6 protein-coding genes and 1 pseudogene are annotated in these 7147 nt (G+C 71.1%); 5 read left to right on the forward strand and 2 right to left on the reverse strand.

All coding sequences use genetic code 11. The annotated features are described in order from the left end of the window. The 4 genes and pseudogenes from HNV26_RS36300 to HNV26_RS36315 all read left to right on the forward strand — a co-directional run. A pseudogene (locus tag HNV26_RS36300) lies at nucleotides 1-1782 on the forward strand (lamin tail domain-containing protein); the annotation flags it as partial. Between the two features lie 80 nt (nucleotides 1783-1862). After that, complete coding sequence (locus tag HNV26_RS36305) at nucleotides 1863-2255, forward strand: thermonuclease family protein (protein WP_366817103.1); 393 nt, start codon at nucleotides 1863-1865, stop codon at nucleotides 2253-2255. Between the two features lie 206 nt (nucleotides 2256-2461). Further along, nucleotides 2462-4729: a PAS domain-containing sensor histidine kinase gene (locus HNV26_RS36310; RefSeq protein ID WP_171444705.1), complete on the forward strand. Its 2268-nt coding sequence runs from the start codon at nucleotides 2462-2464 to the stop codon at nucleotides 4727-4729. A gap of 77 nt (nucleotides 4730-4806) precedes the next feature. Beyond that, complete coding sequence (locus HNV26_RS36315) at nucleotides 4807-5637, forward strand: hypothetical protein (RefSeq protein WP_171444706.1); 831 nt, start codon at nucleotides 4807-4809, stop codon at nucleotides 5635-5637. 30 nt (nucleotides 5638-5667) lie between these two features. Here the strand turns inward: HNV26_RS36315 and HNV26_RS36320 are convergent, their stop codons facing one another. Then, on the reverse strand, nucleotides 5668-5904 hold the full coding sequence (locus HNV26_RS36320) for a hypothetical protein (protein ID WP_253817375.1): 237 nt from the start codon (nucleotides 5902-5904) through the stop codon (nucleotides 5668-5670). A 284-nt stretch (nucleotides 5905-6188) separates the two neighbouring features. Between HNV26_RS36320 and HNV26_RS36325 the strand changes: the two genes are divergently transcribed. Further along, the gene (locus tag HNV26_RS36325) at nucleotides 6189-6596 is read left to right on the forward strand and encodes an arsenate reductase/protein-tyrosine-phosphatase family protein (protein WP_171444707.1); all 408 of its coding nucleotides are present in this window, start codon (nucleotides 6189-6191) and stop codon (nucleotides 6594-6596) included. Between the two features lie 19 nt (nucleotides 6597-6615). Here the strand turns inward: HNV26_RS36325 and HNV26_RS36330 are convergent. Further along, nucleotides 6616-7147 (reverse strand): TonB family protein (locus HNV26_RS36330; protein WP_171444708.1); only part of this gene is annotated, 532 nt, incomplete at its 5' end.

A 7147-nucleotide genomic window follows, 5' to 3' on the forward strand; every position in this document is an offset into this window, starting at 1 on the left:
GGGCTGGTTGCTGGGGTTGGCGGGCGCGTGGGCGTGTGGTGGCACGCCCCTGGACGAAGACGTGGACGCGGCGTGCGCGGGGCTGTTGCCCGGTGATGTCGCCATCACCGAGTACCTCAACGACCCGGTGGGGACGGACACGGGCCAGGAGTACGTGGAGCTGCACAATCCCACGCGCGGCCCCGTGGACCTGAATGGGCTGACGCTCTACGCGTCCCGCGCGGATGGCTCGCAGGAGACGGCCTATGCCTTCCTCGAGGAGATGACGGTGTCGGCAGGAGACTACCTGGTGCTGGGTGACGTGCGTGACGGGCCGGTGCCCGCGCACGTGGACCACGCCTATGGCGACGGGCTGGGGGCGTTGGGGAACTCGGGCGGACGGCTGGGCATCCGGTGCGGTGCGCGGGTACTGGATGAGGTCCCGCTCTCCGCGCCCGCGAAGAGCGGGGCGTCGCGCATCTATGACGGCCGCCTGGTGCCGGACATGGCGGGGAACGATGACCTGGCTCGCTGGTGTGACTCGCCCGACGCCGGTACCGGCGCGACGTTCCAGGGGAGTCCCGGCGCCGCGAACGCCCCCTGTGGCCACGTGGGTGACGCGGGTGTCCCCGAGGACGCGGGCGTGGTGGCGACGTGCAGGTCCGTGGGCGCCGATGCCGTGAGACCTGTCGTGCTTCCGGCGCCTGGAGATCTGGTCATCACGGAGGTCATGGCCAATCCGCGTGGCGACGACACTTTGGGTGAGTGGGTGGAGCTGCGAGCCACGGCCCCCGTGGACCTCAACGGCGTGACGCTGGTCGCCGAGGCGGGTGAGGCGACGGTGAAGGCGGAGGGGTGCCTGTCGCTCTCGGCGGGGGAGTACGCGGTGCTGGCCCGTCGCACGGATGCCACCCTCAACGGAGGGCTTCCTCCGCCCGTGGCGACGTTCAACATGGACCTGCGCAATGCGGGCGGCCGGTTGCAGGTGAAGGCCGGAGGCGTGGTGGTCGACGCGGTCGATTACGCTCTGGCGGTGGATGGCGTGGCCACGCAGGTGTCCGCACCGCTCGCGGATGCTGCCCAGAATGACGCGCCCGCCGCATGGTGCGCAGCGACGGCCGCCTATGGCTCGCGCGGCAACGTGGGGACGCCCGGTCGTGGGAATCGTGTCTGTGAGGGAGACGGGGCACGCCGGGCGGCGTTGGTGACGGAGGACCCTCCGATGGCGGCGTGGATGCCGGGACGCTCGAGGACGGATGTATTGACCGGACCACCGGGAGGGCGCGCGCGCGCCGCGTGCCCGATGGGGGCTCGCTCGTCCTCACCGAATTCATGGCGGACCCACAGGCGGTCGCGGACGCCATGGGGGAGTGGGTGGAGGTGCTCGCGCTGCGCGACGTGGACCTCAATGGTGTGTCGCTGTCCAACGAGAGCGGAGGCCGCGCGACGTTCGACTCGGCGCTGTGTCTGGCCGTGAAGGCAGGAGGTCGCGCGGTCCTGGCGCGCAGTGAGGACGCGGCCCTCAATGGCGGGCTGCCCGCGGTGCTGGGCACCTTCAACTTCAACCTGGCGAATACAACGGGCAGCCGGAAGCTCGAGCTCTCGGTGGACGGGCGCGTGCTCGACGCCGTGTCGTGGACCGGCGCGGCCATCCCAGGTGTGTCCTCACAGCTCGACCCCGGGCGCAGTGACCCGCAGCGCAATGACTGGCCCGGGAGCTTCTGTCCCGCCCCCGAGTCGGCCCGTTATGGCCGGGGAGACCGGGGCACGCCAGGAGGGGTGAACCGCGCATGCGCGCTTTGATGCAATGTGCGTTGGCCTGTTGGCTGGCGGCCTGTGGTGGGGGGGACGCGGAAGTCTCTTGCGGCCCCGCTTCAGGACGGGTGGCGGAGGTCCTGGATGGGGACACGGTCGTCCTGGAGAGCGGCGAGCGTGTTCGCTACCTGCTCGCGGATGCACCGGAGCGCACGGGCGCGGGCGGTGACTGCTTCGGTCCGGAGGCGCATGCCTTCAACCGGGGACTCGTCGAGGGCAGGCGGGTCGTGCTGACCTATGGCGAGGCGTGCGAGGACCGCTTCGGCCGGCTCCTCGCCTACGTGTCCGTGGAGGGGCGCGAGGTGAACACGCTGTTGGTGGAGAGGGGCCATGCCTGCGTGCTCCACGTTCCTCCCGCGGGCCGTTCGAGACGCGCGGAGTTCCAGGCACTGGAGGCGCAGGCCCGGCTGGCGAGGCGCGGTGTCTGGGGGGCCTGCGCGCCCGTCCCCTGTCAGCGGTGAGCCACCTGTCGGACGAGGCTCCGCCGTGGCTGTCTCTTCCGCGAGGCATCATCCGAGCCTGACTCGGAGACGGGCAGTCCCGCCGGGGGATGGGATGTATCCCAATGATAACAGCCACGCGCGGCCCGCATGGAGAGGGCGGGCGTTCCTGGCTGGGGGGCTGGTGAAAAGATGCCAGGGCAATCATCGACCATGAAGGCGCGCGCATGAGTCCAAGCGTCACGCCGACGCTCTCGCTGCCGGACGTCTTGGATGTCCTGCGGGAGGACATCACCCGGCGCCTGATGGCGGGGGTGGGCGCCGCGCTCGGAGCGCTCGCGCCCCTGGCAATCGCGGATGCGGGGGTCCTCCACATGCTCGTGGGGCGGCTCGGGGCGCTGCTCCGAGTCCCCTCCCTGGCGGCACGGCTGGCGGAGGCTCGCACCCTGGGCCGTGAGTATGGACGTGAGCGCTACCTGGCGGGCTTCGGTGTCAGCTCGCTGGTGCTCGAGTATGGCGCGCTGCGCGAGGCCATCCTCGAGAGCCTGGAAGCCGTGGGCTGGGTCCCCGAGCTCGCGGGGCTGCGCGCGCTGGCCCAGGTGCTCGACGCGGGGCTGGTGGAGGCGGTGGACCAGTCCTCCCTGGAGGACGAGCGCACCGCGGGGGCGACGGGGGCCTGGCTGCACGGGCTGCTCGACCACGCGCCGACGATCATCTACGCCAAGGACACGGCGGGCCGGTACCTCTACGTGAACCACGGTTTCGAGAGGGCCTCCGGCATGCTCCGGCGCGATGTGATGGGGCGCACCGACTTCGAGCTGTTCTCCGCGGAGGTCGCCAGCGCCGTCACCGGCAATGACCGGCAGGTGCTGGACTCCGGCCAGCAGCTCACCGTTGATGAGCACGTGCCGCTCCTTGACGGGTTGCACGTCTTCCAGAGCCTCAAGTTCCCCCTGCCGGACGCGGAGGGGCGCGTCGTTGGCGTGTGCGGCTTCTCCACCGACTTCACCGAGGCGAAGCGGCTGGAGCGCGAGCGGGACGAGGCCCGCGAGCACCTGCGCCGCATCGTCACCCAGTTGCCCGTCATCCTCTGGGCCACGGACGCGCAGGGCATCATCACCCTCTTCGAGGGCGAGCGGCTGAGCGCGCTGGGGCTGGAGCGAGGCGCCTATGTGGGGCGCTCCGCGTTCGACGTGTACCGCGACCGGCCGGACCTCGTGGCCGCCACGCTGCGCGCCCAGGAGGGCGAGTCCTTCACCCTGGAGGTGGAGATGGCGGGCTCCTGTTTCATGACGGGCGTCTCCCCCGTCATCGGGCCTGACGGCAGCGTGATGAGCGTGGCGGGCGTGTCGCTGGACATCAGCGAGCGGCGGCGCGCCGAAGAGGTGCTGCGCCAGTCGGAGATGCGCTACCGGCTGGCCACGCTGGCGACCAGCGACGTCATCTACGACTGGGACCTGGACACGGGGACCGTCGAGTGGAGTGAGCTGGCCGCCGCCCAGTTCCGGCTGGCCGCGCGCGCCCCGCCGCAGGACATCGCGTGGTGGATGGAGAACATCCATCCGGAGGACCGCGAGCGGATTGCCCGGGACTTGCAGGCCGTCTTCGACCGGGGCGCGAGCCATTGGGCGGACGAGTACCGCTTCCTGCGAGGGGATGGCACCTGGGCCGTCGTCGCCGACCGGGGGCAGGTGGTCCGGGACGCCAAGGGCCAGGCGGTGCGCATGGTGGGCGCCATGCAGGACATCTCCGAGCGGCGGGCCACGGAGCTGGAGGCGAAGCGGCGCGCGGAGTTCGAGCAGCTCCTCATCGGCATCGTCAGCCACGACCTGCGCAACCCCCTCGCCGCCATCAGCATGTCCGCCACCGCGCTGCTGCGGCGGGAAGGCCTGGAGGAACGGCTCCGCAAGGGCCTGGGCCGCATTCACTCCAGCGCGGAGCGCGCCACGCGCATGCTGAGGGATTTGCTCGACTTCACGCAGGCCCGGCTGGGCGGTGGCATTCCCATGGAGCCCCGGTGGCTGGACCTGCACGAGCTGACCCGGCAAGTGGTGGAGGAGGTCCGGCTCACCCGCCCGGAGCGGACGCTGAAGCTGGAGTGCCGGGGAGACGGCTACGGGCTGTGGGACGCGGACCGGCTGGCCCAGGTCATCACCAACCTGGTCAACAACGCGCTCAGCTACAGCCCGGAGCACTGCCCGGTGCGCATCCGCACGCATGGGCTGCGCGACGACGTGCTGCTGACCGTCCACAACGCGGGCGGGCCCATCGAGCCGGAGCTCCGGGCCCGCATGTTCGAGCCGATGAAGCGCCCGGAGCGCAAGGGCGCCCGGGGTGGCGGACTGGGGCTGGGCCTCTTCATCGTGAAGCACATCGTGGATGCTCACGGCGGCGTGGTCCGCGTCCACTCCACGGAGCAGGAGGGAACCACGTTCCAGGCCCGCCTGCCGCGCCAGCCCCTGCCGCCTGCTCGCCCGGACGTTGACGCTCCGTGACACCGTGACGCTTGCTCCGGGGGGCCCAGCCCGGCTAGCACGGGGTCCGTGGTGACACGTCTTCCCTGGAGGGTTTCATGAAGAAGGTCCTCATCGGACTGGGCATCGGCTGCGGTGTCTTCATCCTGGCGGGCATCGGCTTGATGCTGGCGGGTGGCATCTGGGCCAAGAACAAGTTCGGCGGCAGCATCGAAGCCATGCAGGCGATGCAGGCCCAGGAGCAGGAGCTGACACAGCTCAACGCCAGCAATCCATTCAAGGCGCCCCCGGAGGGGCAGGTGCTGCCGTTGGACGAGCAGCGGCTGCTGGCGTACCTGGCGGTGCGCGAGTCGGCGCTGCCGGCCTTCAAGGCCTTCGAGGTGAAGTCCAAGGAGTTCGAGGCCGAGCACGCGGGCGAGGGTGACGAGAAGCCGGGCTTCAACGCGGCCGTGGACGCCGCGGGCCTGTTCATGGGGCTGATGGCGGACGTGCGCAAGGCGTACATCGCCGGCCTCAAGGAGCAGGGGATGTCGCCCGCCGAGTTCCAGAGCATCACCACCACTGTCTACGCCTCCATGGTGGCCGACAGCCTGGACCAGATTGGCGCCGCGGCGGAGCAGGGCCGGAAGATGATGGTGACGCAGCTGGCCGAGGTCGACAAGCGGCTGGCGGACGACTCGCTCGCCGACGAGGAGCGCGCACAGCTGGAGGAGGCCCGGGCGCAGCTCCAGGAGACGCTGGACGCGATTGAGGAGCCCGGCGCGAACGAGGAGGAGCCGCTGTCCGAGGCATCCAAGAAGGCGGCCGCCGCCAACGTGGAGCTGCTGAAGAAGCACAAGGAGCGCGTGGAGCTGATGGCCAACGTGGCCTTCGACGGCTTCGTGCTGGGCGGTGCCGGCGCCGACGGTCAGGCCGCGGGCCTGGAGTAGCCGTTCCGCCGTGTCAGGGGCGTCCCCGGCTCAGGCCTCCCGTTCCTCGGGGGCGCCGGGCCGGGACGCCGCCGCCGCGCGTGTCTCCCTCCGCCGCGCGCGCTGGCTGGCCCACACCGCCCCTGTGTCGAGCTTGATGAGGACGGACTTGTCGTGGCCCGCCTGTGTCACCGGCGGTCGCCTGGCGAGCCAGCGGAAGACCGTGCTGCCGGACTGCTCGGCCGGGTCCACCGCGAGCAACACCCCGCACCCCGGCCCAGAAGACACTCCACATCCAGGGCGGCACGCTCCGCATGGCGGAGTCAACCGATGCATGCCTGCCTCCGCGCGGGCGGGCGCACCCTGGTTGTGCGCCGCGTTGCAGTTGCAGGCGTTTTTCACATGCGCAATGGATTGAGCCCGCCAAAGGTAGGCGCGTGTGGCCTTCCGTCCGCCCGGCCTCTCCCTTTGCGGCCAGGCCTCCGTGGGATATGCAAGCCATTGGACATGTCGAAAGTCACTTCGCGCGGGGAGGGGCGCGTGAACCTTTGATGAATGGAGTTGGACGTCTGATGAACAAGGTCATCTTCGCCTGTGTACACAACGCTGGCCGCTCGCTGATGGCGGAGGCGTTCTTCAACGTGATGGCAGACCCCCAGAAGGCTCGCGCCGTCTCCGCGGGGACGCGCCCTGGCGACAAGGTGCATCCCGAAGTGCTCGCGGCCATGCGGGACATCGGCATCGACCTGCACGACGTGAAGCCCCGCCTGCTCACGGACGACCTGGCCCGGGACGCGCAATGGCTCATCACCCTGGGATGCGGCGAGGCCTGTCCCCTGGTGCCGGGGCTCCAGCGCGAGGACTGGCCGCTGGAAGACCCCAAGGGCAAGTCGGACGTCCTGGTCCACCGCATCCGCGATGAGCTGGCCGCCCGCGTGGCGGGACTGCTGGAGCGCGAAGGATGGATGCGCGCCGGCTAGCGCGGCTTCGAACGCGCGCTCATTCCAGGTGGTAGTTGAAGGGCAGCTCGACGGTGACCCGGCCGCCGAGCGCGGGCGGAGGCGGTGGAAAGGGCGCGGCATTCCGCACCGCCTCCTGCGCGGCTTCGCACAGGAGGGGGTGGGGGCAGGGGCCCAGCACCCCCAGGGCCACCAGCTGGCCCTGCACGCCCACGGAGATGCGCAGCACCAAGGACCCTTCGATGCCCGCCATCCGCGCCTCGTGGGGGTAGGGAAGGTCCTCGAAGCGGTCGCGGAACATCTGTTCGAAGTAGCGCCGGGCCATGTCCTCGCGGTTGTCGGGGGCCGCGGCGGGCGGAGGCTCCACGAGCAACCCCGGGAAGCCGGGCCCCAGGGCGCGCTGGGTGATGCCCGCCACGGCGCGGCCCGCCAGGCTGTCACGGTCATGGGCTGGGACGCCGGAGGGGCGCCCGACGGACAGCGGCTCCGCGGGTTCGGAGGCGCGCGGTGCCGCGGCGGTGCGCGACGGTGAGGGGGCGCGCGAGGGGCGGGGCCTGCGCGCGGTCCGGGGC

Source organism: Myxococcus xanthus, assembly GCF_013116825.1.
Classification (GTDB): domain Bacteria; phylum Myxococcota; class Myxococcia; order Myxococcales; family Myxococcaceae; genus Myxococcus; species Myxococcus xanthus_B.